Origin of the sequence: Salmonella sp. SJTUF15581 (assembly GCF_043356775.1) — a bacterium.
In the GTDB taxonomy this organism is placed as follows: Bacteria; Pseudomonadota; Gammaproteobacteria; order Enterobacterales; family Enterobacteriaceae; genus Salmonella; species Salmonella enterica.
The window spans coordinates 1-22,107 of the sequence record NZ_JBEUJY010000021.1 but is presented as its reverse complement, the minus strand read 5'-3'; the positions used below and the strand labels follow the sequence as shown (position 1 = coordinate 22,107).

General features: G+C 49.2%; 41 protein-coding genes and 2 tRNA genes. 1 reads left to right on the top strand and 42 read right to left on the bottom strand.

Annotated features, from left to right (window positions below; genetic code table 11):
* Positions 1 to 32: 32 nt before the first annotated feature.
* The 7 genes from ABVN36_RS22970 to ABVN36_RS22940 all read right to left on the bottom strand — a co-directional run bounded on the left by ABVN36_RS22970 (position 33) and on the right by ABVN36_RS22940 (position 3,482).
* Positions 33 to 419 carry a hypothetical protein gene (locus ABVN36_RS22970; RefSeq protein WP_016050276.1) on the bottom strand — a complete coding sequence of 129 codons (387 nt, stop codon included), beginning with the start codon at positions 417 to 419 and terminating at the stop codon, positions 33 to 35.
* Positions 420 to 520: 101 nt separating this feature from the next.
* The gene (locus ABVN36_RS22965) at positions 521 to 874 is read right to left on the bottom strand and encodes a hypothetical protein (RefSeq protein ID WP_017384095.1); all 354 of its coding nucleotides are present in this window, start codon (positions 872 to 874) and stop codon (positions 521 to 523) included.
* A gap of 82 nt (positions 875 to 956) precedes the next feature.
* Positions 957 to 1,334 (bottom strand): hypothetical protein, encoded by a 378-nt coding sequence (locus ABVN36_RS22960; protein WP_000247488.1) that lies wholly within the window; start codon positions 1,332 to 1,334, stop codon positions 957 to 959.
* Entirely contained in the window at positions 1,327 to 1,701 is a 375-nt protein-coding gene (locus ABVN36_RS22955) for a hypothetical protein (protein ID WP_020838529.1), read from the bottom strand. Before ABVN36_RS22955 ends, ABVN36_RS22960 begins: the two co-directional genes overlap by 8 nt.
* A gap of 155 nt (positions 1,702 to 1,856) precedes the next feature.
* A complete protein-coding gene (locus ABVN36_RS22950) occupies positions 1,857 to 2,585 on the bottom strand; it encodes a hypothetical protein (RefSeq protein ID WP_079917320.1) in 729 nt (242 codons plus the stop codon).
* 65 nt (positions 2,586 to 2,650) lie between these two features.
* On the bottom strand, positions 2,651 to 3,235 hold the full coding sequence (locus ABVN36_RS22945) for a Bro-N domain-containing protein (RefSeq protein WP_336422192.1): 585 nt from the start codon (positions 3,233 to 3,235) through the stop codon (positions 2,651 to 2,653).
* 70 nt (positions 3,236 to 3,305) lie between these two features.
* Positions 3,306 to 3,482, bottom strand: a complete 177-nt coding sequence (locus tag ABVN36_RS22940) for an Arc family DNA-binding protein (RefSeq protein WP_079917318.1) — start codon at positions 3,480 to 3,482, stop codon at positions 3,306 to 3,308.
* A 91-nt stretch (positions 3,483 to 3,573) separates the two neighbouring features.
* Between ABVN36_RS22940 and ABVN36_RS22935 the strand changes: the two genes are divergently transcribed.
* Positions 3,574 to 3,906, top strand: coding sequence for an Arc family DNA-binding protein (locus tag ABVN36_RS22935; protein ID WP_079917317.1), 333 nt, complete (start codon positions 3,574 to 3,576; stop codon positions 3,904 to 3,906).
* Between the two features lie 207 nt (positions 3,907 to 4,113).
* Here the strand turns inward: ABVN36_RS22935 and ABVN36_RS22930 are convergent, their stop codons facing one another.
* The 35 genes from ABVN36_RS22930 to ABVN36_RS22760 all read right to left on the bottom strand — a co-directional run.
* Complete coding sequence (locus ABVN36_RS22930; protein ID WP_079917316.1) at positions 4,114 to 4,767, bottom strand: DUF6246 family protein; 654 nt, start codon at positions 4,765 to 4,767, stop codon at positions 4,114 to 4,116.
* Positions 4,768 to 4,808: 41 nt separating this feature from the next.
* Entirely contained in the window at positions 4,809 to 5,546 is a 738-nt protein-coding gene (locus tag ABVN36_RS22925) for a phage tail tube protein (RefSeq protein WP_079917315.1), read from the bottom strand.
* Between the two features lie 4 nt (positions 5,547 to 5,550).
* Entirely contained in the window at positions 5,551 to 6,096 is a 546-nt protein-coding gene (locus ABVN36_RS22920; protein WP_079917314.1) for an HNH endonuclease signature motif containing protein, read from the bottom strand.
* Between the two features lie 15 nt (positions 6,097 to 6,111).
* On the bottom strand, positions 6,112 to 6,498 hold the full coding sequence (locus ABVN36_RS22915) for a hypothetical protein (RefSeq protein ID WP_000198520.1): 387 nt from the start codon (positions 6,496 to 6,498) through the stop codon (positions 6,112 to 6,114).
* Entirely contained in the window at positions 6,495 to 6,890 is a 396-nt protein-coding gene (locus ABVN36_RS22910; protein ID WP_001144356.1) for a hypothetical protein, read from the bottom strand. The genes ABVN36_RS22915 and ABVN36_RS22910 overlap by 4 nt, the downstream gene beginning before the upstream one ends.
* 7 nt (positions 6,891 to 6,897) lie before the next feature.
* Positions 6,898 to 7,260, bottom strand: a complete 363-nt coding sequence (locus ABVN36_RS22905) for a hypothetical protein (RefSeq protein ID WP_000117091.1) — start codon at positions 7,258 to 7,260, stop codon at positions 6,898 to 6,900.
* The gene (locus ABVN36_RS22900) at positions 7,244 to 7,432 is read right to left on the bottom strand and encodes a hypothetical protein (protein WP_001174016.1); all 189 of its coding nucleotides are present in this window, start codon (positions 7,430 to 7,432) and stop codon (positions 7,244 to 7,246) included. The genes ABVN36_RS22905 and ABVN36_RS22900 overlap by 17 nt, the downstream gene beginning before the upstream one ends.
* Complete coding sequence (locus tag ABVN36_RS22895; RefSeq protein ID WP_000633372.1) at positions 7,432 to 7,833, bottom strand: hypothetical protein; 402 nt, start codon at positions 7,831 to 7,833, stop codon at positions 7,432 to 7,434. The genes ABVN36_RS22900 and ABVN36_RS22895 overlap by 1 nt, the downstream gene beginning before the upstream one ends.
* 51 nt (positions 7,834 to 7,884) lie before the next feature.
* Positions 7,885 to 8,064, bottom strand: coding sequence for a hypothetical protein (locus ABVN36_RS22890; protein ID WP_001151798.1), 180 nt, complete (start codon positions 8,062 to 8,064; stop codon positions 7,885 to 7,887).
* A 9-nt stretch (positions 8,065 to 8,073) separates the two neighbouring features.
* Entirely contained in the window at positions 8,074 to 9,150 is a 1,077-nt protein-coding gene (locus ABVN36_RS22885) for a major capsid protein (protein ID WP_079917313.1), read from the bottom strand.
* 17 nt (positions 9,151 to 9,167) lie between these two features.
* Positions 9,168 to 9,617 (bottom strand): hypothetical protein, encoded by a 450-nt coding sequence (locus ABVN36_RS22880; protein WP_000092740.1) that lies wholly within the window; start codon positions 9,615 to 9,617, stop codon positions 9,168 to 9,170.
* A gap of 12 nt (positions 9,618 to 9,629) precedes the next feature.
* Positions 9,630 to 10,895 carry a hypothetical protein gene (locus ABVN36_RS22875; protein WP_001122569.1) on the bottom strand — a complete coding sequence of 422 codons (1,266 nt, stop codon included), beginning with the start codon at positions 10,893 to 10,895 and terminating at the stop codon, positions 9,630 to 9,632.
* Between the two features lie 2 nt (positions 10,896 to 10,897).
* Positions 10,898 to 11,824, bottom strand: a complete 927-nt coding sequence (locus ABVN36_RS22870; RefSeq protein ID WP_000201916.1) for a phage minor head protein — start codon at positions 11,822 to 11,824, stop codon at positions 10,898 to 10,900.
* Positions 11,784 to 13,133 (bottom strand): anti-CBASS protein Acb1 family protein, encoded by a 1,350-nt coding sequence (locus ABVN36_RS22865; RefSeq protein WP_000130173.1) that lies wholly within the window; start codon positions 13,131 to 13,133, stop codon positions 11,784 to 11,786. Before ABVN36_RS22865 ends, ABVN36_RS22870 begins: the two co-directional genes overlap by 41 nt.
* A gap of 132 nt (positions 13,134 to 13,265) precedes the next feature.
* Positions 13,266 to 14,585, bottom strand: a complete 1,320-nt coding sequence (locus ABVN36_RS22860; protein WP_000445799.1) for a PBSX family phage terminase large subunit — start codon at positions 14,583 to 14,585, stop codon at positions 13,266 to 13,268.
* On the bottom strand, positions 14,569 to 15,000 hold the full coding sequence (locus tag ABVN36_RS22855; RefSeq protein ID WP_000147264.1) for a terminase small subunit: 432 nt from the start codon (positions 14,998 to 15,000) through the stop codon (positions 14,569 to 14,571). The genes ABVN36_RS22860 and ABVN36_RS22855 overlap by 17 nt, the downstream gene beginning before the upstream one ends.
* Before the next feature lie 345 nt (positions 15,001 to 15,345).
* On the bottom strand, positions 15,346 to 15,831 hold the full coding sequence (locus ABVN36_RS22850) for a GIY-YIG nuclease family protein (RefSeq protein ID WP_001058931.1): 486 nt from the start codon (positions 15,829 to 15,831) through the stop codon (positions 15,346 to 15,348).
* 199 nt (positions 15,832 to 16,030) lie between these two features.
* Positions 16,031 to 16,183, bottom strand: coding sequence for a hypothetical protein (locus ABVN36_RS22845; protein WP_001543881.1), 153 nt, complete (start codon positions 16,181 to 16,183; stop codon positions 16,031 to 16,033).
* Positions 16,171 to 16,608, bottom strand: coding sequence for a lysis protein (locus ABVN36_RS22840; protein ID WP_187791539.1), 438 nt, complete (start codon positions 16,606 to 16,608; stop codon positions 16,171 to 16,173). Before ABVN36_RS22840 ends, ABVN36_RS22845 begins: the two co-directional genes overlap by 13 nt.
* Before the next feature lie 88 nt (positions 16,609 to 16,696).
* Positions 16,697 to 17,197, bottom strand: coding sequence for a lysozyme (locus ABVN36_RS22835; RefSeq protein WP_033903588.1), 501 nt, complete (start codon positions 17,195 to 17,197; stop codon positions 16,697 to 16,699).
* Positions 17,175 to 17,378, bottom strand: coding sequence for a phage holin family protein (locus tag ABVN36_RS22830; protein WP_000286100.1), 204 nt, complete (start codon positions 17,376 to 17,378; stop codon positions 17,175 to 17,177). Before ABVN36_RS22830 ends, ABVN36_RS22835 begins: the two co-directional genes overlap by 23 nt.
* A gap of 244 nt (positions 17,379 to 17,622) precedes the next feature.
* Positions 17,623 to 17,698 (bottom strand) — tRNA-Thr (locus ABVN36_RS22825).
* 5 nt (positions 17,699 to 17,703) lie between these two features.
* A tRNA-Asn gene (locus ABVN36_RS22820) sits at positions 17,704 to 17,778 on the bottom strand.
* Between the two features lie 274 nt (positions 17,779 to 18,052).
* Positions 18,053 to 18,676, bottom strand: coding sequence for an antitermination protein (locus ABVN36_RS22815; protein ID WP_001235461.1), 624 nt, complete (start codon positions 18,674 to 18,676; stop codon positions 18,053 to 18,055).
* On the bottom strand, positions 18,673 to 18,855 hold the full coding sequence (locus ABVN36_RS22810) for a hypothetical protein (RefSeq protein WP_023138244.1): 183 nt from the start codon (positions 18,853 to 18,855) through the stop codon (positions 18,673 to 18,675). The genes ABVN36_RS22815 and ABVN36_RS22810 overlap by 4 nt, the downstream gene beginning before the upstream one ends.
* Before the next feature lie 438 nt (positions 18,856 to 19,293).
* Complete coding sequence (locus tag ABVN36_RS22805; RefSeq protein ID WP_001749499.1) at positions 19,294 to 19,530, bottom strand: hypothetical protein; 237 nt, start codon at positions 19,528 to 19,530, stop codon at positions 19,294 to 19,296.
* Positions 19,523 to 19,693 carry a protein NinF gene (locus ABVN36_RS22800; protein ID WP_020898882.1) on the bottom strand — a complete coding sequence of 57 codons (171 nt, stop codon included), beginning with the start codon at positions 19,691 to 19,693 and terminating at the stop codon, positions 19,523 to 19,525. The genes ABVN36_RS22805 and ABVN36_RS22800 overlap by 8 nt, the downstream gene beginning before the upstream one ends.
* Positions 19,690 to 19,872, bottom strand: a complete 183-nt coding sequence (locus ABVN36_RS22795) for a NinE family protein (protein WP_000113771.1) — start codon at positions 19,870 to 19,872, stop codon at positions 19,690 to 19,692. Before ABVN36_RS22795 ends, ABVN36_RS22800 begins: the two co-directional genes overlap by 4 nt.
* A complete protein-coding gene (gene ninD, locus ABVN36_RS22790) occupies positions 19,839 to 20,012 on the bottom strand; it encodes a protein NinD (RefSeq protein ID WP_024142973.1) in 174 nt (57 codons plus the stop codon). Before ninD ends, ABVN36_RS22795 begins: the two co-directional genes overlap by 34 nt.
* Positions 20,009 to 20,455 carry a recombination protein NinB gene (locus tag ABVN36_RS22785; protein ID WP_112324613.1) on the bottom strand — a complete coding sequence of 149 codons (447 nt, stop codon included), beginning with the start codon at positions 20,453 to 20,455 and terminating at the stop codon, positions 20,009 to 20,011. The genes ninD and ABVN36_RS22785 overlap by 4 nt, the downstream gene beginning before the upstream one ends.
* Positions 20,412 to 20,708 carry a hypothetical protein gene (locus ABVN36_RS22780; protein ID WP_024150883.1) on the bottom strand — a complete coding sequence of 99 codons (297 nt, stop codon included), beginning with the start codon at positions 20,706 to 20,708 and terminating at the stop codon, positions 20,412 to 20,414. Before ABVN36_RS22780 ends, ABVN36_RS22785 begins: the two co-directional genes overlap by 44 nt.
* A gap of 2 nt (positions 20,709 to 20,710) precedes the next feature.
* Positions 20,711 to 20,962 carry a hypothetical protein gene (locus tag ABVN36_RS22775; RefSeq protein ID WP_000344577.1) on the bottom strand — a complete coding sequence of 84 codons (252 nt, stop codon included), beginning with the start codon at positions 20,960 to 20,962 and terminating at the stop codon, positions 20,711 to 20,713.
* 220 nt (positions 20,963 to 21,182) lie between these two features.
* On the bottom strand, positions 21,183 to 21,464 hold the full coding sequence (locus ABVN36_RS22770; RefSeq protein WP_058115773.1) for a DUF4752 family protein: 282 nt from the start codon (positions 21,462 to 21,464) through the stop codon (positions 21,183 to 21,185).
* A gap of 71 nt (positions 21,465 to 21,535) precedes the next feature.
* A complete protein-coding gene (locus ABVN36_RS22765; RefSeq protein WP_001036028.1) occupies positions 21,536 to 21,805 on the bottom strand; it encodes a hypothetical protein in 270 nt (89 codons plus the stop codon).
* Positions 21,802 to 22,107 (bottom strand): DnaB-like helicase C-terminal domain-containing protein (locus ABVN36_RS22760; protein ID WP_393923704.1); only part of this gene is annotated, 306 nt, incomplete at its 5' end. The genes ABVN36_RS22765 and ABVN36_RS22760, both read right to left, overlap by 4 nt.

Here is a 22,107-nt window from a genome sequence, read left to right as displayed (position 1 = left end):
TCTCCGGACAATAAAAAACCCGCCGGAGCGGGTTACGATTTACAAAATTTGTAATTATGGCCGCATAACCTGATTGACTTACTTCCGTCTGTCGACCAAGCCTCGATTGATTTTACGTAAACGGCCTTATTTTTTGCATCAATATCAAAGAAAACAATACCTTCTTGATAATCCAATGGTTTTTCTTTTCCAACGATATTCCTGAAAGTCGCCGAAGCTCCATAGGTATTGTCATTCTTCCTTTCTGAAACCTTGGAGCTTCCCCCCTGGACAATGAAGCATGACGCTGATTTATCTCCGCATAAAGCCATTGAAAGTTCCCTTTTCCCTAACTGGAAAGCCTCGTCCTTGGTTGGCGGAGTATCATAACACCCAGTCAACGTCAGCATTGATGCCAAGAGAATTGTTTCTCGTTTCATATCCCTATCCCCTTTAGTAAAAGATGAGGGAATCCTAGCAGGGATCTCGCGCTCGAAAAAGAAAATCCACCCGGAGGTGGCTTGTCAGTATACCCAGCAGATTAGCGGTTTTCGCAACCAAGCTGAGATTTATCGATGATTTGAGTACCTTCAACACGGAAACCATACGTGCCGAACAGGAACGCATGGTTAAGCTGGTAGATAACAACATCGCTCAAACCTACGGAGCACTTATCTTTTTCGATAGCGCGATCCATTGCTGTTTTAACGCTAGGAATGCCCAGCGGGAAAATGACAATCGGAGCTTTGTCTTCACCAGTTACGCGCTGCCCTTTTTCAAACTTAGCTGCGTTCAGGTTGTAGTTTTTGGTACTACCTACGGTCATATCAGCAACGCGAACAGTACAGCCAGACAGCATTAAAGCCCCGAGAGCTAAAGCAACTACCTTCTTCATTTTATGTTTCCTTTGATTGCAATCGGAAACATCCTAACATCATGAATAGTGAGGTCAATGAGAAAACTGAGCTTATCCTGCGTTAGAAAATGAGCTTAGCTACAGCCATTGACAGGCCCGCAATTCCTACCATGACAGAAACCGTCCAGATTATTTGCTTGTTTGCGGCAGTTGATATGGCTCTGTCCATATCGCTGATACTTGGTTTTTTTGATAGTTTTTCGTCAATATCTAACTGTTTCTGAAGAATTACCGCCACATCTCTACTTGTGCCTGATGACGTGTTACGAAGGTCTCGAATGTCAACCCGCGCCTCAGACAGGTTTGCTTTGATATCCTCAACGTTGGATTCAAGCTTAGCCACTCGTACTTCGAGCATTTCACCACCTCCGCTTCCGCCGCCACCATGTTTAGGGAAGTCTCCAAAATAAATATTATCATCTATTTTTTTATTAACCATTGGTTCCCTTCCCTGAATCAGAAAGCTTCTGTTCTACCCACTTCAACACGGGCCATGTTGCAAAATGCATAGAAAACGCACAGTTTTTGCATATTAATCGATACTCATATTTAACCAATGAGTATGGAGGCCCATCGGTGTCGAGTTTGACCGGGATGGCGTAAGTGCTGCTTTCGCTACCTTCAGGTCCAACGGTCATTGTGCTGGCGTTGGGAATAGCAATATCCTCACTGCCACACATTGGACATATGACTGTTTTGACGCCGCGTTCGAAAAGATATTCAGAGAATAGCTCAGGTGTGACTTTCTCCAGTCGCCGCTGAAGAGTTAATTGAAGTTGTATTTGGCGCTGTTTTTCATCTTCCACGCTGATTCACCACGAAATGTATTTCCGTAAATTTATCACGCGAGGCACGACTTCATAAACTGATCATCTATCCATGTAGAATACAAAACCAGCAGTTAAGCGGGTTGGCAAGGATGGTCCAAATCTGGACCATCACGATTTCAGTGATAGTTAACTTAAGCTACATCAGCGCCGTGGATCAGATGGCGCAGCGCTTCAATCCCGTTTGAATTGTAACGGAACGCTTCGACCTGCTTACTGGAGTGAGCGGACTTGTCCAGGAAGAATTTGCCATACCGCTCCGTCTTGAGGTTGTTAGCGTTGGCAATGCGACCAATTTTATTCGCCGTTACACCAAGTTGTTCTGCAACCTCTCCTGCCGAGTAGTAATGCTCCTCAATAGCCGGTAGCGGGATGGCATTGAAGCCTACTATTGGATTGATGATACTGGCGGCCGCCGTCTGCTTTGCCTCAGGTGCAAGGTTAGGCATCAGGTCGAACAAGTTGGTAACAGCTTCAACCGTCATTTTCAGTGTGCGGGCCTGACGGTACTCAACTAGGCCACTCGCTGACTTACCTCTTTTAATGTGCGCTTCCTGCATACTCTCCAGTTTGTCTACCAGTGAGCGGCGGACAGATTTTGATTCTCGGGCGGCCACGCGGAGCGCTTGCTTGATGGACATATCAATGATGACCATCGAAGTTTTATTCGCTTTTTGCACTACACTTTTTGTGTAGTGCTCGCCATCCAGTTCATCTTCAACTTTTTCAATGAATTTATTATTACGAACTTCTGGCTCACCGCACTGTTTACGTGCTTCATTGACCATCGCCAGCAGAGACTGGCTATCAATGTTTTTGTCCGTGACAACAGATCCGATGTTTGCTACATTCTTAGAAGTCATTCGACATTCCTTATGTAAGTTAGGGTTTGTGACATAGACCGCCAGCGCCACTGGCGGTTTTTCTTTTATCGAATCCTTGCTGTCTCTCCTTCCTCAAGTTGTTTTTCCGCGCCTTTCTTTACGTGTGCCAAGAAGATTGCGCCGTCCTTAAATCGGTCATAAAGACGTCCCGCTAATGGAGATTCGATAGCTTTCAATGCAGGGTAAATCTGATTTCTCCACGTCTCATACATAACTGCATAGTGAGTAGCTAATGCATCAACGTTGTAGGCATGACGCTCGCGGAGAGATGGCTCGTTTAATGCTGGCGTGTTCACTGCGACTTCGCGATCGAGAATATCCAGCACCCAGCGGCGGAATTCTTTTGCTACATCAGTACGAGCAAACATAGCGATCAGGTGAGCACCACGAAGCGAGAAAACGCGCACCTTTTTGCGGTAATTTCCTGAGGTACTCAGATCGAGTACCTGAGACATACCACAACTAAACTCGTCGGCGTACTTGTTGTAAATCATGGTAACCGCTCGGCTGTTTGAATATTCCAAGGCTTTTGCCAGGTCTGCCGAAGTAAACCAGACACCTTCCAGATTAGTGACTGGAGAAAGCTGAACGCCTTTGAAGTTGTACTCTGATTTCGCTACAATATTCATGTTGGTTTCCTTGCAAGCGGTTACTGACATAGAGGCCCGGTTTGTGTTAGCGCACTTCCGGGCTTCGCTATTATTGCTGATCATTTGCGCGTTCCTCTCTCAAGCTCTTAGCCAAACGCTGCACAATTGCAGAATTGATAGAAATACCATCCATTTCCGCCAGTTTCCTAAGCTCCTCCTTCATCCTCTCAGGCAATCTCAAATTGAATACTTCGTTTTTGCGACCCGTATAAAGAACTTCTTGCATATCTCTCTCCTTTTGACCCCACCGTGGGGTCATTGATAATTTAGCCCCACGGTAATACCATGTCAATATTGTTTTTCAAGAGGTGAATTTAATGGCCAGAACAGATCCAGTCTTTAACCTCCGTATGCCTGCAGACATGAAGGATGAACTTGCTGAAAGAGCTAAACGCAATGGACGCTCTTTAAACGCAGAGATATTGCAGATTCTTGAGGATTCTATTGCAGCCGAAAAAACAGGCTTCCCTGCTGGGGATGCGAGAGAATTAAGACGTGTAATACAGATGCAAAACGATCTCATCGATGGGCAGAAAGAGATGGTTAGTAAGCTTGCTCAAACCTTCTCTCTGGCTATTAGTAAATTAAGCAACCTTTCAGAGCAAGAAAGAGAAATTGAAAAGGCTACGGAAAACAAAAAGCCAACCTAACTGTTAAAGAGCACCTACTGGCGTGATTAAAGCGCCAGTAAAAATACCTGTCAAATCAGCATATAACAGTTAACTGTTATCTTTTCAGAATATGAATTGCAGTGAATAGATATGGATATGAAATACAGCTAAAAGTTATTTTTTTAACCAATAACTCATATTGTGATGGAGTTCACACTTCACAAATAATAAGTCCACCCTGGCGGTCTAGTGCGGCCCATGCCTCTGCGCATCCATTGCCAGCATCTGCTCCGCCCAGTCCATAACCTCATCGTATTTCTCCTGGGTTGGCACCTTGCCTTTCTCCTTCTGCGGGAACTTGGCATTCATGGCGGCCCGGAAGCTGGTCATCGTCATATTCCAGGCATCTGCCTCGCTCATACCTAGGTGAGCAACCGCAGTGTAAACGAATGTCCGAACATCGAATTTATCGCTGTACTCTCCCTTCTTGCTCTCAAACTCCTCGGGCGGCTGATCCCCCATCACGCCATGCAAAATCAGGTGCCGCGCAAGCTGAATAACGTCTTCAACAGGCAACGAGCCAGGCTTAAAAAGGAGGCGTCCCGCCGTAGTCACTGAGTAAGAGCCGATGATTTCAGCAACGTCGCCTTCAGAGCAATGCCTGACCACTTTAGCTGCAACTTCTGCCATGTCTGCAAAGCAGCGTGCATTAGCCGCTTTGAGTATCTGCGGGTCCGCAATTCTGTGCTTTGGGTAATGGCCTGCATGAACTTTCACGAAAGCATCAACGATTTGCTCAGGCGTTCCGATTCGGGACATAGCCAGAAATGAGGGATTGAGAAATATCTCTTTGCCGCCAGCGCGAATGACAGCCTGGCCGATATCGGTGATTGCTTTCATGGAAACTCTCAATAAGAGGGAGGGCTAAGCCTCCCGTGGGTTTAGGCTTCGTTCACTGTCACCGTCGCCGGGTTAGATGTAACCGAGCCGGCGGTTGAGGATGTCACCTGGCAGGAGTAAGACCCCGCATCACCAGTAACGACGCTGGCCTTGGTGTAGGTAGCGTTCGTTGCGCCAGTGATGTCAGTGCCGTCCTTCTTCCACTGATAGGTCAGAGTGGAACTGTCAGAGACATTTGCTGCCACAGACAGGTTTAGTGCATCACCCACCGTGAGCGTGCGGTTCTGCGGCTGCGTAGTGATAGTAATTACGGCGCCGACATCACGTACATCAACCTGACCGGCGCTTGACGCCTCAATAGACCATGTGGCCACGTCATCATGAGGAGCTTCGTCTTCCCACGAAGTAACCATGAACGGGCCTTCGGTAATGTCGTTTGGAGAGATGATTTTCAGCCAGACATACGGCTGGTTACTGGTCTCTGCGGGTGGGTTGTAGACGTGGCGTTTAAGCGCGTTCTGCGCATAAACATCTTCTTTGCGGGTTACACCGTCCCCAGAGAACGAGATGTTCTTATAGGTTACGAGATTTTCCTGCGTATACGCTGCGCTCATATCAGCCGTAGCGTCTGCAGTATCCCATTCGGCGGAAACAGTTTTCCCGCGCATCATGCCAAGGCGCTTATAGTCACCGTTGGCGGGTTGTGATTCTGGACAGCCAATCGCGTAGTAAACGACGACATCGCGCCCTGTGAAAGCACCCGCTTCACATCCTGCCATAATTTTAACTCCTATTACCGTGTTGTTCGTGATAGCCAAGCTCTCTCGCCCTCAGGAGATAGGCGCAAGAAGCCTCTTCCGGAGTTTTGAATGAACCAAGATATTCGTTTCTGCCATCGTTATTCATAATCTGCGCAAACCATGGTTTCTTTCTGTTTCTATAAGAGACGCCAGGCAGCCCATGCCTATTCGTTACCGGGGTGGCCCTATTCCGCATATTCAATTTGTGGGAAACATCGCGAAGGTTTTCCATTCTGTTGTCATCTCTTATGCCGTTAACATGGTCAATCTCACCCTCAGGCCAGCAACCATGCATAAAAAGCCATGCAAGCCGATGTGCCTTATGATTTTTCCCACAAAGCTTAATTCGTAGGTATCCATGCTTAGGGTCCTTACTCCCCGCAATTTTCCCGGCGAAGTGAGAATTTGACTGATTACATGCCTTCACACTGCTGAAGTGGCTTTTCGGCCTCACTTTCCAGGTAAATAAACCAGAATTAGGGTCATAGGAAAGAGCCTCACGCAGGTATGCAAAGGTTAAATCCTGCATATCTTAATCTCCGTATTATCGGGAAATGATGGTTTGAAAGGAAATATCGAAGAGGTAACGACCCTCTTCGGTCTGGATGGCGGTAATTCCGCCGATTGGCTGCATCGAGATGATGCACTCAGTCTGGTAGTCGTCGATCATCGCCTGGCGGATTGCATCAGCGCGGTCTTCAACTTCGTTAATATCACTGTCGTTCTGTCCTGACAGAACAAGGATGCGAAAAAAATCTCGCGTTATGGCTTCCTCGGGCTTACCACCGCCGTTTTGCTGGATAACAAGGTATCTTTCCCCTTCCGTACCTTCCAGCTCGTTCCAGAAGCGTTTCTGGACGCGGTAACCGACATCAAACCCGTGAGATTGTAACCACACTCTCAGCGCGTCATACACCTCGCTACGCGTCATACTTTGTATCCTTGCCTGATGATGGCCTTAATCTCGTTGAGCCCATCTCGCTCGAAGCCTTTACGGAGAAAGTCCGGCTCACCGTTAGGGTCCCAGTAATTCCCGCTGCCGTCCGGCCTTGGCTTACCTTTTAGCTTGCCCTTTGCAGCATTAACCGCGGCTGCATAATTAGCCGTATAACCCACTCTGCCAATCATTCCTGACGGTATTGGTTCGAGCTTCTTGTACTGGCTATTTATGAGGGTCGACGACTTAACGGGGGTAATTACAGCGGCATGATTGGCGCCGGCATTCATCACCAGATAGAGAACCTTCTCCGTGCGTATGCCAGCTATGTCACTAAGTACCCGGTGGGTATTCATCTGGACGCGCTTGATACCTTTAACGGGCATGATTACCTCACGTCATTATTTTGTAATCTGGCTCTTCGCCGAAAAATGACATATCCCAGTCGGTTACGGCCCTGATAACGTTCGCGCCGGCTTTAAGCGGATCTGATAGCGCCGTGGTGTCACCTCTGGCGATGTACCAGTCTCGCTGTGGCATGCTTGCGGTGACGCCATTACGCTTCAGCTCAGTGAAGAAAATCAGGTTGGTGGTGAACTCTTTACCACTGGCATCAACAGCAACTTCATTGTTCGCCGTCCAGGTGCAGTCAATCAGGTATGGGATGCCGTTTGTCCAGGTGTTGTTCCAGTCGTCATAGACGCGAGGATAGACAGTGGCGACGTTGGTATAACACCACTTAGCCGTGACTGACACTATCATCCTCCCACCGGATAACCTCCGGGTTCTCAGCTGCCACCTTTCGGCACAGCAAATACCATTCACCGTTACTTTTAACGTAGCCAGTGACCCGCCGTCCGCTGTCAGTGATAACCCATACCTTTACGAATGGCTCAGGAAGTCTCTGCCTGACCGATATTAAAGCCATCAGCGGCTCCCGTTACACATGCAACCGCCTTTGCCTATCCAGATACCTGCGAAAGCGGTATTTGTTGGGTCAGGGGGGATGAGGCCATTGGCACAACCGAATTTGTCAGCGCCACGCAACAGTGATAAGGAACCCTTCCATCGGTCAGCAAAAGACTGATACCGAAATGAACGCGATGCGCCGTTAGGCGCGGTCTGAGAGCTGATGTATCTATCACCCTGCCCCAACGCCATTAAACCCAGTAAATAGGTCTGAATTAGCAGCGCCGTTGCGGGCGGGTAATGTGCATCGAGGCACTCCTGAATGCTGTTAGCCTGCTCTACGATAGCCTGCAGAATGAAATCTGGCAGCGTGATACCCACTGACTCCAGATATTCCTTGGCCTGTTCTGTGGTAATCATGCGAGCCTCTTATAGCCCTCCGAAGAGGGCATAAAAAAACCGCTTTCGCGGCTATTCGTTTTTACGGGGTCGGCCTGATTTCGCTTCTGGAGTTGCCGGTGTTAGGTCACTACCCGCCTCTCCACGCATCAGACGAACGTTCGACTTCAGGGCTGGATGCAGTTCTTTTATATCCACCACATCGCCAACCTTTACGCCGAACCATGGTCGTACAACTTCGTATTTAGCCATACCATTTCCTTACACAAGGTTAGCGCCATAGACAACTCCGGACAGGCCTTGGTCGTCTGCGGTGATTTGCAAACCTTCAGCAGACATGATCTGGAAGTTGTAGTTAACGTTAGGTAACGGACGCGGCAGCGGCACGACGCCAACAGCCATACCAACCAGCGGAGAAATGATGTCCTGACGGCGAACATAGGCAATGAACTCGTTGCCACTCAGCGCAAAGGTCGGGCGAATTTCACGAACAGGCGCAAATGGCAGCACAGCATTCAGTACGTTGCCGCTAACTACGCCGTTTACTACATACGGTTGAGCCAGGTTAGCCCAGATTTCAGGTGACACCCACATCACATCATACTGAGCGACTTTGTTGGCGCGCGCCAGCGTACCAAATGCGCCTTTCCCGAAGAAAGAAAACAGTGCTGTCATATCGGCAGTGGTCAGGTCTATATTTGCGCCACCCGAACCAGAACCCAGGTTGATCTTCTTGGTGTTACGGTGATTTTTGATACCCTGTGCCGGGTAGGACTGCACCTGAATATTCGGGTCGCCGTTCAGATAGTAGTTGACGCGCTTCTGGTTAAACTTGCGCATTTTAGCCATCTGCGAATCCAGCACAAGGTCAATACCTACAGAGTTAAGACCAGCAGCATGACGCCAGTTCACGCCGTAACCTGCGGTGAATACCGGAATCGGGTTGCCATCACTCGCATATTCGGTATGGTCAAATGAGAATGGAGCCTGACCGTCAATGCTCACAGACACATCATCAGCGATATCACCAATAACGTTGTAGAGCTTTGCAGTTTTGCCAACAGAAAGAACAGTCTGCACACCAATCAGGTCGTTGACGATTTCCATGCCAACCTCCTGATCACGCAGTTGCAGCACCTGACGGTCAATCTCGGCCCAGAAATCACGCGTAAAACCGCCTACAGCATTAACCGCCAGCCATTCAGGAGTCATATTAGAACGATTTGCCGCAATCATAGCATCATGCTGTGCGTTCCACATGTTTCGGTTTGCCCAAAGCTCATTCCAGTGACCACCAAGGCGCGAGTTAGTCGCCAGTGTCTCTTTAGAGAAATACATATATGTTTATCCTTTTGTTACGCGCCTGCAGCGGCAGCAGTGCCAACGCGCATACGAACGCGAATGAAGTCGGTGGTGCTGGCTGCGATGGTGAACTCGTCCTGGCTGTAGCCGATTACTGAATCGGTGTCGCCAGTTGCCAGTGTGAATTGACCAGCCGCGCCAAGCTTAATCGGGCTGTCCTTCTTGTACGCACCAGGTACACACAGAAGCGCAAGTTCACGACCTTCTTCGACATAGTTGCCAACAGCAGAATCGCCAGCCGGAACGGCATCACGAATGCCAAGCCCCTGATGATAAGCACAATCGATAATGTACATGCGGCCAGTTAATGCAGTGGCTTGTGCGAACTTACCATCACCGTTAATAGTGACGGCGGTGCCTGGCAGTAGTTCTGCGGCGGTGAGACGGGTTTCGGTCTTGTAGAGCGATTTCCCGTCGATATTAACGCGACGATAACGTGACATTATCCAGGCTCCTTATTTGAAGTATTCAGATGCGGCAGGTGCACCGGTTTCTTTCTGCTGTTGCGCAGAGTTGGTACCCAGCGGCGCGGATTCACCGATTGTTTTAAACATCGCATCCAGTGCTTCGCCTGAAAGAGCGTTAGCCACGATCTCGCCGTGAACTTTCGCCACCGCTTCACGCTTGGCTTTCTCTTCTGCGCGGGAGTTGGCAGTCAGAGTTTCAGCCAATTGCTGCTGGTTGGCCTGCAACGCATCTACCTTTTCTGCGAGAGGCTTGATCGCTTTTTCGGTATTGGTGGCAACGGCCTCGCTAACCATGCTGCCGAGTTGTTCCAGTTCTTCTTTGGTTAAAGGCATGTCGCCCTCCGTTTTGTGGTTTGTTGCAGGCTGCTCCTGCGGTGTGAAAAGAGATTTGAATTTGTTGGCGACGATAGCCACCCATGATTCCTGTCGTGCGACTGACGTTCCGGTGTCGTCGAAGGTGATTGCGCCGCCATCTGACTTGTAGCCAAATACCTCAGCAGTACCGCCATTTCTGACGATTACCGCCTGAGAATCAGTGAAATCAGCCACCCAGGCATATTCATCCGCGCCCGCCGCAAACTTCGCTTTGGCTGCGCGATCGAGGCGCTGCTCGCGCTCCCGGTAGGATTCTCCCACCAGCGCGCCTGAGTTCGCCTTAAGCGGCTGCGCCAGATCAGCGTTAACCATCAGGCCAACGCCCTGCTCCGGAGTAGCGGCTCCAACTTCGTGCAGCAGGATCGCGTCGTGGTCCATACCGTGGATATCTGCCACCCACTCAGCACCTGTGGCGCGCTGCTGATCGTTGGGCTCAAGCTGGTCGAGGAATGCGGCAACACTGGTATGAATCGGCGGAACGTCTTCACCGCGCTCAATGGCAGCGACACGTTCAAGCAGTTCCCTGCCACCTTCAGACTCGCTGGCGCGGGCCACATCAACCCACTTTTCGAGGTAGATGCGATTACCGGACTTCTTAACGTTGCGGTTCCACGCGCCGATATGGCCTGCGTTAATCCCCTCAGGCGAGAAAGCAGAAACAAACTGACCGTTAACCTGAGGATGCCCAAGCGGTGCCAGGGTGCCTTCCAGCCCTTTATAGTGGGCGTCGATTTGCTCTTGCGTGTACAGCCCGCCATTCATTACGACGTTCGCCGGCAGCGTGTAGCTCGGCAGCACCAGGTGCTCACGCCCGTTGTATGTTTCGCGCCTGATAGACTGGCTGTTCACCTTCGTGGTGATGTTTACCTGAATAGGCATAGTTATTTCTCCGCCCAGGCGTAACCACGCGCCTGCATCGATTTATATTCCTGTTTGAGTTTGGTAATGGCGTCTGGGAACTGAGGCCTTCCATCGCCGTCAACCAGAACTGACTGTTGGCTGCATTTGCAGTTGATACTGTTCGCATCCATTGCATACCATTCACGAACCTCTTCATTTGTGTAGAGGTGAGCATGGCGCACGGCGTGGGTGTGTCGCGTTGTCGGTGACAGCGCCGAGATGTGAACCAGAAGCGTTTTCAGGCCGAAGAGGTCATTCGCCTCCTGGTCTTCATCCCACTTGGCTCGACGCAGCGCGGTAGTCACTTCAGTGCGCGCTATCCTGTTCGCCCGGCGCTTCTCTATGCCAGCCTGTGCAGTCAGGTTACGAGCAATGTCACTGGGATTAAGCCCTCGCCCCACGCCATCAGTCAGTACTCGTGCCATGTCGCGCTTAACATCAGCAGTCAGCCCCTTCATTTCCTCAAACACACGCGCATGTACCAGCGCCATACGTTGCTGATACGGGTCACTCGCGAGGATTGCCGCCAGTGACTCGCGTCCCGCTGCATACACAGGTGATTGCTGGCTGAGGTTGTAGAAGGCTTGCCCTGTCCCTTTCTCAGCAGCCAGGGCGATGTACTCGTAAAACCACAGGTCGTATTCGTTACCATCAAGCAGCACCTGGTCTACCAGGTAACTGGCATCATTCAGGATGATGGAGAGCAGAGTTGGGTTTAGCTGGTATTCGTATCTGGCGTTTACTGCGATGGAGGAAGGTATTTTATCGAGTGCTGATTTGTACGCTTTGCCAATCTTATTCATCCGCCTGGAGAAGTCTTTCATCGCCCGGCGTTCCAGCGCATCGGCTCCTGTCGGATCCTGATAGTTACGCGGCAGAATCGGTGGCTTTGTCCTCTTCGTCGCCATCCTTTTCTCCTAACGGCTCTTCGTCATCATTGTCATAGCCAGCAGCTGTGCGAATCTCCTCACGGCTAAACGCCGGGTTGTCACCGCTGCCCAGCATGGTCTGGTTAATCTCGCCCATAGTCTTGGCGTTGGTGAGCTTTTCAGTACCGGTCTGTTCGTTCAGGTCATCCCAGATAACTGCCTTCTTGGCCACTGCATCGATAATCTTCAGCTCAATGAGCTTGTCGCAGAAGTCCTCTATTTCGAATGACAGGTCTACGCGGCGAGACTGACATCGGGCGTTGAAATATTTTTGGTCTTCAGTACTTGAACGTTCTGCCTGCTGATTACCAATCAGAATTCGCGTAGGAATATCTACCCCTGCGGCTGCTGTCTGGAGGTTCACGTTGTATGTTGCTGTAGGGTCCGCAACTGATGTAACGAGGGGTGTAACTGTCGCCCCCTGTGTGGTCATTAGCACGTCGTTACCACGGTTAATTTCCCCGGCAACTTCGTTAAACTTATCCTGTAGTTCATCGATACTCACGCCATACAGCGACGCCAGATTTGTGAAGTCTATTTCCTTTTCGAAGTTGACATTAAGCTGGCGTGCAGCATTCTTCAGGAACGACTCACCTGAACCACCCTCCACCTTCTCCAGACTGACAAAGGCGTTATATGCTGGTTCAAGGAATCCGATTGCATCTTCTGAGTAATCCCCCAGGATGAATACTCGGTCAGGGTGAATATCCACACGGCGGCTTGAACCATTCGGCAACCGTTCGGTGTACTTCCACATCTTCGGCTGGCCGTATGTCTTAGAGTTAATTCCAGTGTCCCACTCTCCAACCTTCAACGACCCAGCCCATGACACGGAAACCTTCTGTAGCCCACGACCTTTCGTGGCAGGCAGATTCCAGTCTTTTTCATCACGGATATGCAGCAGTATTCCGGCATATCGACCGACAAGACGACGGCGATCCGCCTCAGCGAATGAGCGCCATAATCGGTTGGTGAATACCTGTTTGGACTTTTTCTCCCAGGAGGTTTCGTCTTCGCTATCGTCGGCATCGTCACCCTCTATGATTTCCGGGTTGGTCTGCCAGCACTTGCCAACAAGCTTCTCTACAGCACCGTGGGCAATACCACCGCGCCGGTACAGGGAGTAGAGGTTTTCGTAGGTGACCAGCTCAGGGAAGCCGTATTCGCACCATGCGGAATGGCGCTTATTATCCAACCCCATCGTCGGCACCATCAACCCCATACGGGCGCGAGCAAGCCTGACGTCATTCAGCGCGTGATTGACGGCTAGTGTTAATTTGTCAGTCATGGATTGTCCGTTATGGTCGTTTAGGTGGTGGAGCAATTCCCCCAGCAGGATATTTGGTGGCGCATGGCTGATAACCCGGCCAGCCTTTTCTTTTGCGTTTGCAGCCAGGGCATTTGCATTTGTTTTTCATGATTATTGCCCCCTAAGGCGCTTAGGAATCATCATCCCCATCGATTTAGGTTTGCGTTTGATATACCCGTCCAGACCGTACCGGATTCCATCCCAGCAGTGGTTGTTCTTATCCTCGATAATCGGCAAGACTTCGCCAGTGATACGGTCTGTTTTGTACGAGTAAAGCCGCGCCTCTTTCGCCGTTTCTTTACAGCGAGGATGGATGATGATCTTCTTAAATCCACGTAGGAAGGTGATGCCGTCCTCTACGCTACCCTGCCATTTCTGAGCAGCTGAGATATTGAATCCCTGCCCTTTGATATGGCTGATAGTTTCTGGCCTAGAGTTGTCGGCTTTGATGGGCCATTTACGCGCTTCAGGGATACCGGGGAATTTCGCATCGTCAGTGACCTCCCAGTCCTCAAGCTGTTTCGGCGTGGCATCGGTTTTGCCTGCATAAAACTTCCACATATCGTCGAGCTCTACGCCATTGCCGTAGGCCTCGTATTCGATGTAGAGGTTGTTATCCAGAATGAACATGCGAATAAGCGTGCTGGGGTCTTTCGCGAATCCGAAGTCAGCACCGAACAGCAAGCGCTCTGATTTCCTCCATAGATTGTCTTCGAAGCTCTGCACGATGTATTTGTTAGCCAGCACCTGCTTATCTGAGTTTTCGAGGTAAGCCCCCTCCCATATCCACGCGTAATCTGCGTAATCAAGGTTTGCCAAGTCTTCCTGTCGCTCTTCCTCAAGCACAGCAGGGAACCATGGATTGTCGACATAGTTCATCTCGACAATAATTGAGCTTTTTGGGGGATTCTTTCTGAAAAGTTTGTCGGTGGCGCTGCCGTCCTTCTCCGGGTTCCACGTAACCCAGATTTCTGAGCCTTCTTCACGAACGGTCGGGCGAAGCTTTTTCCACGCAGTCGAAGAAACGGACTCGGCCTCGTCAACCCAGGCTACAAGAATTCGCGCTTTTGATTTGATGCTGTCTAGGTTATGGCGAAGACCGCAGAATACATAGCTGACCTTGCGATTCTTTGTCCTGATGTATTTCTCTCCAATGTCGAAGTAATCATCAAGCCACGCCACGGAGCGAATTGCCTGCTTTACCTCCTCCATGGAGGATTCTTCCAGCGAGTTCATGTATTCTCGAGCGCACAGGATAACTCCACTGATATTGGCTTCTGCCGCTTGGTACGCTTTGACGGCAGTCATTAGTGCAAAAGTACGCGTCTTAGCAGATCCACGTCCGCCGTGAGCGCCACGATAACGGATTCCTTCTGTCGCGAATACAGGAACTAACTTGGCAGGTATCTGGAGGTCAACTTGGCTTTCCATTTGCTGGGTCAACTCCTACCAGGCGAATAGTGGTTGGCTTCGTTGCCATAGTTCCATCAGATGAGGTGTGATCGATAATCTGCTTATCAAGGCCGACCAGCTTAGCCTTGCCCATTGTCGCCGCTACAGCTGCAGATGATTGTGGCGTCTCGGCGCTTAAGGCTTTTTGTCTGGCCTCTTCCAGTTCAGCGAGGAGAGAATCGACGGTGACGTTATGGCGTTGCTTAATCTCGCCCCTCAATTCTTTTATCCTTAGGGCTATCTTAGGGTTATCCTGCAACTTACATGCTTGAACATGTACTGCCTCCGGCTTCATCTTGTCAGCAGCATACGCCGTCCGATAAGCCTCAGAAGCATTACCCGTTTCGATGTATGCCTGACAGAAAGCTTCTTGCTTAATTGTCAGACCTGTCATATTGGAATATTCCTCTACTTAGTTGGTATATCACCCGGAGGCGCACATAAAACAACTTCTGCTTTATAGAGCCCTCGTGGTGGAAAGAACTGTAAAACACTCTCGATTTCTTCTACCCCCGCATCGAGATGGCGAGCAATGAGGGATAGACCAGCCATCGTAAAAGCTGCAAACCCCGGTATGCATCGTTATTGATTATCATTGCACACTCACGCAGAAGGAGCTCCCATTAAGGGCTGCGGTCATTGTTAATGCGGTGATACTGCGACGATACAACGCTGTTATTTCCCCACTTACTGGCTTGGGTTGTTTCGTGGTACTGCCGTTAATTGGTGAGTCCGGGGATTATTTCAGTTCGTTACCAGGCATTTCTTTTAGCTCTTTCAAATGACAACGATTGAGGCTAAACCACTCCCCGTGCGACCTATAGTTGTAATATTTTTGGTGCAATTTGGTTTCAAGCTCTCTATCGGCCGGAATCTTTGCAATTAGATTTAGCTTCCCACCACTCATGCGAGATATCTCTGAAATTCGTTTATTAACCCTGCGACTAAACCCTATTTTTGTTAGCCCACTATCTTCAGCATGCAGAACGTACACATATGATTTTTGCGAAGCACTGGGTGCGACTTTGTTGTAATTAATCATGTCAAACATGAAGCCTTGCTTTAGCAAAGTTTCAAAAAAGATAGAATTAACACACCCATTCCTTCTCAGCTCTGCACTTAGCTTGTCAATTTCCTCTATGATGTCGCCAGACCCCTTTCCACTTATAAGAAAATCTTGGTACATGCGACCAATTCTTGAGGTAATTTCAACAAAGTTATTCATAGCGTTTACCTTTTAGAAAGTGAGCCTGTCTCACAGAAAAGCCGCCCGAGAGAGGTCGCCACCTATAACGGCATTTCTCAGGCTCGCTTACTGAAAGGCTCTCGTTAATATGCGCGTGAGATGCGCTGTGAAATTCAGATATAAAAAGCCCCGCGAATGCGGGGCTAAATCCTGGTGTTTGTGATGACTGGCTCTTATCTCAACGCAGCCCCTTACCGCGCGCCAGATGCTCAATATCAAGCATCAGCAATGAGATGTTTAATCTGGATTTACTCCAGAAGTGATCACCACCCTGTCTACAGAGCCAGATGTGAAGGATGATGAGTAAAATTATCGCTATCATCGAAGGCATTGCGTCCTGATGTATTCCTGCAGGTAGTTAACCTGCGCGGTTATCCTGTCGATTCCACTTCGGAGACGGTAATAATTGAGTTCAGCATCTGCTGTAAGTCTTGGGCTTTCTCCATCGCCCATGCCGCCGGCTCCGGTCGTTGACTTTGCACAGGTGGCGGCGACTTGCAGGCGCTTACGACCAGCAGAAACATCAGCACGGAGACTTTCGATAGTCGCGTTAGCATCAGCAAGCTCCTTTGTGTATCTGGCGTCAAGTTCTGCAACGTCACGCTGGCGCTTCTGCAAATCAGCGATTGTGGATGTGGCTTTGTCGCGCTGGTCTTTGTAGGAGATGGCGTTATCACGGTAATGGTTAACAGCCCACCCCATTGAAACCAGCAGACAAATAACCACAGCACAGATGATTGCGGTTAACCGGCTCATGACATCAACACCCCAACGGCAAGAAACCACGGCCACGCATCGTTGCCATTGAATGCGAGCAACGCTGCCATGAAAAAGCAAATCATGCTCATTGCTGCCCCCACCACAAACAGACTTCACGCTCAATCTCACGACGAGTCATCAGGCCTTTCCATTGCTTACCGCCAGCGTATGTCCATCGACGTAGCTGATCACATGCACCTTTGATATCGCCCTGGTTTATTTTGCGAAGAAGCGTCGATGTTCTGAAATTGCCAGCTCCCACGTTGTAGACGAACGAGTAAAGGGCGCCGCGCGTTGTTTCCGGTATATCGACTTTGATGTACGGGTTAATTTGTCTGGCGACAGTAGCGAGGTCTTTATTCAGGAGGTCTTTGCATTCTGCCTCGGTATACGTTTTACCGGGTATAATGTCTTTTCCAGTGTGGCCATAACACACAGTTAATACACCTACTACGTCCTTATATGGTTTGTATCTGACACCTTCCAGACCATCGTTACCACTCGGACCTGTGATCAAAACAGATGCTATAGCAATAGCCCCGCCACTTATCGCCGCTATTACGCTATTTCGTAGTGCCGGTGACATTGCCATTCAATCTGTCCTCACGCTCTTTGCGTTTGTAGTACCAGTTGATGCCAAATGTGCCGACAGTACAAAGAATACCAATGATTACAGCCCAGTCATTCAGGGAGAGAATGCCACCCATCGCAGTCAGTCCTCCGAAGCTGTAACTGAACCATTCTCTGATTTTGTCCATACGGTACATGCTCTACCCCTTCATTGAGGGGATTTGCTCTATTTAATTAGGAATAAGGTCGATTACTGATAGAACAAATCCAGGCTACTGTGTTTAGTAATCAGATTTGTTCGTGACCGATATGCACGGGCAAAACGGCAGGAGGTTGTTAGCGCAGCCTCTTGCCACCCGCTTTCACGAAGGTCATGTGTATAAGGCCGCAGCGTAACTATCACTGATTAGTTCAGGATAGCCAGTGGCTACGGCTCAGTTATGGTGCTGGTTAACGGAGTTGAACCGCTACCCATTCGCTTACAAGGCGACTGCTCTACCATTGGAGCTAAACCAGCATGTCTGGCGGGCCAGCGTGGACTCGAACCACGATAAGAAGGTTAACAGCCTTCCGTAATGACCTTTATACGACTGACCCAAATAAAAAATCCCGAAACCGTTATGCAGGCTCTAACTATTACCTGCGAACTGTTTCGGGATTGCATTTTGCAGACCTCTCAGCCTGCGATGGTTGGAGTTCCAGACGATACGTCGAAGTGACCAACTAGGCGGAATCAGTAGTAAGCGCCGCCTCTTTTTATCTCACTACCACAACGAGCGAATTAACCCATCGTTGGGTCAAATTTACCCAACTTTATTCAAAAAGTCAATATCATGCCGTAAAGATGTTGCCATTCGTGGCAATCATGCCGCTAACGTGTGACCGCATTCAAAATATTGTCTGCGATTGACTCTTCTTTGTGGCATTGCACCACCAGAGCGTCATACAGCGGCTTAACAGTGCGTGACCAGGTGGGTTGAGTAAGGTTTGGGATTAGCATCGTTACAGCGCGATATGCGGCGCTTGCTGGCATTCTTGAATAGCCGACACCTTTGCATCTTCCGCACTCTTTCTCAACAACTCTCCCCCACTGCTCCGTTTTGGCTATATCAACCGCACGGCCTGTACCGTGGCAATCTCTGCATCTTGCGCCCGGCGTCGCGGCACTACGGCAATAATCCGCATAAGCGAATGTTGCGAGCACTTGCAGTACCTTTGCCTTAGTATTTCCTTCAAGCTTTGCCACACCGCGGTATTTCCCCGATACCTTGTGTGCAAATTGCATCAGATAGTTGATAGCCTTTTGTTTGTCGTTCTGGCTGAGTTCGTGCTTACCGCAGAATGCAGCCATTCCGAATCCGGCTTGTGATTGCGCCATCCCCATAGCAGCCATCACATCAGTACCGGAAAGAGAGTCAGAAGCCGTAGCCCGCGGTGAGTCACTCATCATCGGGCTTTTTGGCGAATGAAATTTAGCTACGCTTTCGAGTCTCATGCAGCATCGCCTCCCGCCGGCTTGTTCAATCCAAGCCGGTTCACCAGTTCGCGCTCTCGATCATGCAGATAATTCATTGCCTTCTGGTGTTGCTCCGTCATCTCTCTGACGCTGCGCAATTCAGCTTCGTCACGTTCACGCTGCTGTTTCGCCTGGTTAATGCTGGTTATGCTGCACATTGAGATTCCCCCATGCGGAGTTGAATTCCGTCCTGATACCAGTCTGGCAATGTGAAATCGATGCGCCCTGTAACACCCTGCGCCCTTAGCTCCTGTAACCGCTTCAGTTCGCTCTTCATGTGCTGGTATAGCTCATCCATCTGCCAAGGCTTTAAGCGCACAGGAATGCACGCCAGACGCGCTACACGCTCTATTGTCATCTCCCCATAGACAATCTCCGCATGCGCGGTGAATTCGTATGGGTCTTCTTCAAGTTTTCGGTGACAGCCAATACAGTGGGCGAAGGCGTTATAGGGATGGTATCTGGTGGCTTTGTGCCGTCGGGATTTGAAGTGGGAGCAGTGGAGTTTTTGTCTTTCGTGATGGAATGATCGTCCGCAGTAATCGCATGTCCAGTCCGTTCGCTCCCTAACCAGTTGGGAGAAAACGTCATCAAACTTATCTCTCTTTAGCGCCATTTCTTCCACCTTTTGTCATTTTTTCAGCATATTCAGGCCAGTGCTTTTTAAGTATTCCGTAAGGAACTCTCAGGCTTATTCCATGTCGATTAGCCCAGTTAACCAGGCTGTTTCTGGTTCTTCCTATGGTGGATGCCATAACGTCAGCAGGGACTTTTCCGGCAACCCTGCGGATATAATCCTGCTCGTTTGGTGAATACATATTTGTGTTAGCCATCCTTATCTCCTGTCATATCTGAATGTGGATCGCGATATACCAGCCATTCGTTGACGCATTCTGCACAGGCGTAAATTTCATCAGGTGCCAGTTGCTTGTTACATCCTGCGCATAAGGCTCTCGCTATACTTTCCTGTTCGTAACTTCGATTTTGGTCAATCACCTTGTTTTCCTCGCACGTTCTCTAAGCCACCGGATATCCCACAGGTGAGCCGTGTAATTGAAGGTTTTTACGTCAGATTCTTTTGGGATTGGCTTGCGTTTATTTCTGGAGCGTTTCGTTGGAAGGTATTTGCAGTTTTCGCAGATTATGTCGGTGATACTTCGTCGCTGTCGTGCCATACGTCCTCCTTCGTCTCTGGAAGCGGGAAATTACCTAATGGCGACCGCTCACATCTGATACACCATTGGTGCCAATAAGGTTGATTTGGCCGGAATCGATAATCGTCTTTGCTTTCTCCGCATCGGTAACATCGTTTCATGCAACTCTCCCTGTTCGTTGTGACCATTCATACTCTCGCCGGGAATCATCACTCCATCGCACGTTACGTTCTGATCCGAACCAGAACATGATTTCGATAAGTTCTGTCATGCTCGCCTTCCTCATCTTGCTGGTACGTACACCAAGAAGAACAACACCGCCATCAATACCTGGCACGCTTCTTTGCTCCAGTTTTTTAGTCTTGAGCCACAGCGCGGTGAAGATGTCTTTCCAGTCTTCCGGAGACAGTCGTTGACCATGCCAAAGCACCTGACGGGAGACGTCCTGAAGCATCGGCCACATACGGTCGTTCTGTGCCTTGGTTCGCTTGGGTGCTTTAACGTGGACTTCGTGGGGGGACTTGTCGTCGATGGGTAGTGAGAGAATGGCGTCTATAGCGTTATTTCTGATTGCTTCGTTGCGAAGCAGGAATAATTGCTTCACTTGCCCTCCTGCTCTTCTCCTTGCGCTTATCCGCGTAATACCGGTTTAATTCGTCAGACATCCTCTCTCCGATAAGCGGCCATGACTCAAACCTCGCATTCGCAAAATTCTCAAGCCATCTCGCAAAATCATCCAATTTATCTGCTAACCAATAAACAAAATATGACAGCCATACTGCTGAAGCCAAAAAGATACGATGCGGATTAAGGATGAAAATAAGCGATATTTTCATTCCTCTTGATACTTTGCTCATACTCACTCCTTCACTTTGATTCCGGCGGCGCGGATGGCATCAGCGCAATAGTCGATTGCGCAGTTGTGTCCTTTGTCGAAATCATCCTCAGCCATCACTTTGTCATCGAGTTTTATCTCGATAGCTGCGCGAGACTTAACCCATGACTGCCAGGCAATCATCTTGATGGCCTGAACGTGAAGTTCTTCGCTGTTGTTAATAGACTCGAACTCTTCACCAAACCACTCCAAAAACTGTTTTCTTGATTCGTCCATATTCCTCTCCATCACCGCTTGAACCAGGTGAAATTAGTAAACTGCGACATGTTTATCTGCATTAGGCGCTTAAGTACCCTGTCTCGCTGGCTGCTCTTTGGTTTTGGCCTACGCTTGTATCGCTCTCTAATCGGAAGTCTAGAAGCTTTCCAATAGCGATAATGCCGTGCTAATGACTCTTCAATGTCGGCATTAATTAATTGAGCCAATGTACTCATCACTACTCTCCATCAGTGTGCTGGGTATTAGTCTTTTCATGTCTGCAAATCATGATTACCAGACCTTCTTTTGTCGCCACTTTTACAGTATCTCCTTCGCTTACCTTATCCAGTTCGTATGCTTCATATAGCGCATCAACCGCCTTCTGCTTTGCTGACACTTTTCTACGCTTATCCCACTGCTTAAGTGCATTTGTAATAATCCACTGGCCTGTTTTGAACATAATGTAGGCGTAACCAAGAAGGCTTAAACCGACATTTAGCGTTACTAATAAATCCTTCATTTACCCTCTCCCCCAAATAAAAAGGCCTGCGATTACCAGCAGGCCTGTTACAAGCTCAGTGATGTAGATGGTCATTGCTTCATCTCCCTTTCCATTTCATCAATGTCAACGTCATCAGGAAGATGGGAGCAATACGCCGCTATACCATGATGATTTATCTCATACCCTTTGAACGTTACCATCTGGTGCGTAATCTCAACTTCGTTCAGGAATCCGTCATCGCATAACTGCCTGGCTATTTTCGATTTGGTCTGGATTATTGGTAGTGCCTGTTCTTTCAAAGCGCATGATATTTGTGCATCCCATGCCTTTTCGAGAATGGCTAATTGTTTTTTATTCATACGTCAGCCCCTTGTGCATATCGTCTGCCACGCGCAGCAGGTGCATTTGATGCTGTGCAAATCTGTCTGGCTTCATCCTGGTCACATGCAACAAAGTGTCCGTTGCAGAACCGCTGGTAAACCGTACCAAGCGAGCCAAAACGGTTTTTCGTCACAATGATTTCAGCAAATGGTGCGGCGCTACTGTTCTCGTCGTATACCGCTTCACGGTAAAGCATGATGATTGAGTCTGCATCCTGTTCAATGCTTCCTGAATCACGCAAATCTGCGTTTGTCGGGCGCTTGTTTGGCCGCTTCTCAAC

Excerpts from the sequence above, each read along its gene's own strand:
- ABVN36_RS22850 (WP_001058931.1), bottom strand. The coding sequence starts at position 15,831 with ATGAATAACTTTGTTGAAATTACCTCAAGAATTGGTCGCATGTACCAA.
- ABVN36_RS22855 (WP_000147264.1), bottom strand. The coding sequence starts at position 15,000 with ATGACAGGTCTGACAATTAAGCAAGAAGCTTTCTGTCAGGCATACATC.
- ABVN36_RS22875 (WP_001122569.1), bottom strand. The coding sequence starts at position 10,895 with ATGCCTATTCAGGTAAACATCACCACGAAGGTGAACAGCCAGTCTATC.
- ABVN36_RS22840 (WP_187791539.1), bottom strand. The coding sequence starts at position 16,608 with ATGAGCCGGTTAACCGCAATCATCTGTGCTGTGGTTATTTGTCTGCTG.
- ABVN36_RS22920 (WP_079917314.1), bottom strand. The coding sequence starts at position 6,096 with ATGCAGGATTTAACCTTTGCATACCTGCGTGAGGCTCTTTCCTATGAC.
- ABVN36_RS22890 (WP_001151798.1), bottom strand. The coding sequence starts at position 8,064 with ATGGCTAAATACGAAGTTGTACGACCATGGTTCGGCGTAAAGGTTGGC.
- ABVN36_RS22935 (WP_079917317.1), top strand. The coding sequence starts at position 3,574 with ATGGCCAGAACAGATCCAGTCTTTAACCTCCGTATGCCTGCAGACATG.
- ABVN36_RS22910 (WP_001144356.1), bottom strand. The coding sequence starts at position 6,890 with ATGCCCGTTAAAGGTATCAAGCGCGTCCAGATGAATACCCACCGGGTA.
- ABVN36_RS22835 (WP_033903588.1), bottom strand. The coding sequence starts at position 17,197 with ATGTCACCGGCACTACGAAATAGCGTAATAGCGGCGATAAGTGGCGGG.
- ABVN36_RS22870 (WP_000201916.1), bottom strand. The coding sequence starts at position 11,824 with ATGGCGACGAAGAGGACAAAGCCACCGATTCTGCCGCGTAACTATCAG.
- ninD (WP_024142973.1), bottom strand. The coding sequence starts at position 20,012 with ATGAAACGATGTTACCGATGCGGAGAAAGCAAAGACGATTATCGATTC.
- ABVN36_RS22965 (WP_017384095.1), bottom strand. The coding sequence starts at position 874 with ATGAAGAAGGTAGTTGCTTTAGCTCTCGGGGCTTTAATGCTGTCTGGC.
- ABVN36_RS22930 (WP_079917316.1), bottom strand. The coding sequence starts at position 4,767 with ATGAAAGCAATCACCGATATCGGCCAGGCTGTCATTCGCGCTGGCGGC.
- ABVN36_RS22845 (WP_001543881.1), bottom strand. The coding sequence starts at position 16,183 with ATGCCTTCGATGATAGCGATAATTTTACTCATCATCCTTCACATCTGG.
- ABVN36_RS22885 (WP_079917313.1), bottom strand. The coding sequence starts at position 9,150 with ATGTATTTCTCTAAAGAGACACTGGCGACTAACTCGCGCCTTGGTGGT.
- ABVN36_RS22945 (WP_336422192.1), bottom strand. The coding sequence starts at position 3,235 with ATGAATATTGTAGCGAAATCAGAGTACAACTTCAAAGGCGTTCAGCTT.
- ABVN36_RS22865 (WP_000130173.1), bottom strand. The coding sequence starts at position 13,133 with ATGACTGACAAATTAACACTAGCCGTCAATCACGCGCTGAATGACGTC.
- ABVN36_RS22795 (WP_000113771.1), bottom strand. The coding sequence starts at position 19,872 with ATGGCACGACAGCGACGAAGTATCACCGACATAATCTGCGAAAACTGC.
- ABVN36_RS22780 (WP_024150883.1), bottom strand. The coding sequence starts at position 20,708 with ATGAGCAAAGTATCAAGAGGAATGAAAATATCGCTTATTTTCATCCTT.
- ABVN36_RS22880 (WP_000092740.1), bottom strand. The coding sequence starts at position 9,617 with ATGTCACGTTATCGTCGCGTTAATATCGACGGGAAATCGCTCTACAAG.
- ABVN36_RS22960 (WP_000247488.1), bottom strand. The coding sequence starts at position 1,334 with ATGGTTAATAAAAAAATAGATGATAATATTTATTTTGGAGACTTCCCT.
- ABVN36_RS22970 (WP_016050276.1), bottom strand. The coding sequence starts at position 419 with ATGAAACGAGAAACAATTCTCTTGGCATCAATGCTGACGTTGACTGGG.
- ABVN36_RS22925 (WP_079917315.1), bottom strand. The coding sequence starts at position 5,546 with ATGGCAGGATGTGAAGCGGGTGCTTTCACAGGGCGCGATGTCGTCGTT.
- ABVN36_RS22810 (WP_023138244.1), bottom strand. The coding sequence starts at position 18,855 with ATGTGCAGCATAACCAGCATTAACCAGGCGAAACAGCAGCGTGAACGT.
- ABVN36_RS22765 (WP_001036028.1), bottom strand. The coding sequence starts at position 21,805 with ATGAATAAAAAACAATTAGCCATTCTCGAAAAGGCATGGGATGCACAA.
- ABVN36_RS22900 (WP_001174016.1), bottom strand. The coding sequence starts at position 7,432 with ATGGCTTTAATATCGGTCAGGCAGAGACTTCCTGAGCCATTCGTAAAG.
- ABVN36_RS22915 (WP_000198520.1), bottom strand. The coding sequence starts at position 6,498 with ATGACGCGTAGCGAGGTGTATGACGCGCTGAGAGTGTGGTTACAATCT.
- ABVN36_RS22940 (WP_079917318.1), bottom strand. The coding sequence starts at position 3,482 with ATGCAAGAAGTTCTTTATACGGGTCGCAAAAACGAAGTATTCAATTTG.
- ABVN36_RS22895 (WP_000633372.1), bottom strand. The coding sequence starts at position 7,833 with ATGATTACCACAGAACAGGCCAAGGAATATCTGGAGTCAGTGGGTATC.
- ABVN36_RS22775 (WP_000344577.1), bottom strand. The coding sequence starts at position 20,962 with ATGGACGAATCAAGAAAACAGTTTTTGGAGTGGTTTGGTGAAGAGTTC.
- ABVN36_RS22950 (WP_079917320.1), bottom strand. The coding sequence starts at position 2,585 with ATGACTTCTAAGAATGTAGCAAACATCGGATCTGTTGTCACGGACAAA.
- ABVN36_RS22860 (WP_000445799.1), bottom strand. The coding sequence starts at position 14,585 with ATGGAAAGCCAAGTTGACCTCCAGATACCTGCCAAGTTAGTTCCTGTA.
- ABVN36_RS22770 (WP_058115773.1), bottom strand. The coding sequence starts at position 21,464 with ATGAAGGATTTATTAGTAACGCTAAATGTCGGTTTAAGCCTTCTTGGT.
- ABVN36_RS22805 (WP_001749499.1), bottom strand. The coding sequence starts at position 19,530 with ATGGCTAACACAAATATGTATTCACCAAACGAGCAGGATTATATCCGC.
- ABVN36_RS22815 (WP_001235461.1), bottom strand. The coding sequence starts at position 18,676 with ATGAGACTCGAAAGCGTAGCTAAATTTCATTCGCCAAAAAGCCCGATG.
- ABVN36_RS22830 (WP_000286100.1), bottom strand. The coding sequence starts at position 17,378 with ATGTACCGTATGGACAAAATCAGAGAATGGTTCAGTTACAGCTTCGGA.